Genomic DNA, 1,146 nt, shown 5'->3' on the forward strand with positions numbered 1-1,146 from the left:
ATCACATCTTTTGGCTGGTGGCCCATCAAGTCGAAACGGAAACCGTCAACTTTGTAGTCGTCCGCCCACACTTTCAATGAGTCAACCATCAGTTTACCCATCATCAAGTTTTCTGTTGCGGTGTTGTCACAACAGGTTGAGTTTTCTACGCCGCCAGTGTTGACGTTAAGACGGTGGTAGTATCCTGGGACGATTTTATCTAGAACGGATTTGTCGTTCATGCCAGAGGCATTGGTGTGGTTGTACACCACGTCCATGATCAGCTTCAGCTTCATTTTGTGCGTTGCTTGCACCATTTCACGGAACTCAAGAATACGTTTTGAGCCGTTTGGATCGGTCGCGTAGCTGCCTTCTGGCACCGTGTAATGGAATGGGTCGTAAGCCCAGTTGAAGCTGTCTAGCATGCGCAAATCGTTCATCAGTGCTTGCGCAGAGCCAGTGGCTGGATCGTAGCTGTTCAGTACATCTTCAATCACTTTCCCGCCATCAACTTCGTCACAGACAGACGCTTCTGGTTTGATGCCACACAATTTACCTACGGTGTCAGTAATATCGACGCGGTTCGCCGCTTCTTCATCAACCGTAGCAATATCGAACGCTGGCAGGATGTGAAGCGTTGTTAAACCTGCGTCTTTTAGTGCTTGCAAGTGAGAGACCGATTCGCGGTCTGCTTCTGTGAGTGCTAAGTACTTACCGTTGTATTCTTTGGTGCCTTTTGTATCGTTAAAGCTGAAGTCACGAAGGTGTGATTCGTAAAGTACGTGGTCTTCATCTTTTTTAACGGTTGGGCGCTCGTAGTCGCTCCAGCCTTGTGGCATCAAGCTTGGATCATCCAAATCGATCACTTGAGAGTACATCGAATTTTTCGATAAGCTCAGAGAGTATGGATCTGTGACTAAGCGAGTTTCGATGACGCCCGTTGTTGGGTGGTAAACTTTAACTTGGTAACGGTAGTATTTATTGACGACGTTGCTTTGCGCTTCAGAAACCCAGATACCGGTTGCTGAATCTTCTTTCATCGCAACGGTTGTTTCTTCTTTCAGATTCTCGTCATAGATGATCAGAGCAACGTCTTGCGCTGTTGGCGCCCAAAGTTTGAAGGTTGTTGCGCCGCCTTCCACAATCGCGCCGAGTTCTTGGCTAATT

Annotated in this window: 1 pseudogene; it reads right to left on the reverse strand. The window is 47.6% G+C overall.

Annotation, left to right across the window (positions count from 1 at the left end):
- A pseudogene (locus tag R7P72_RS25285) lies at nt 1-1,146 on the reverse strand (DUF3372 domain-containing protein); the annotation flags it as partial.

This window comes from Vibrio sp. Vb0888 (assembly GCF_033338835.1).
Lineage (GTDB): Bacteria > Pseudomonadota > Gammaproteobacteria > Enterobacterales > Vibrionaceae > Vibrio > Vibrio alginolyticus.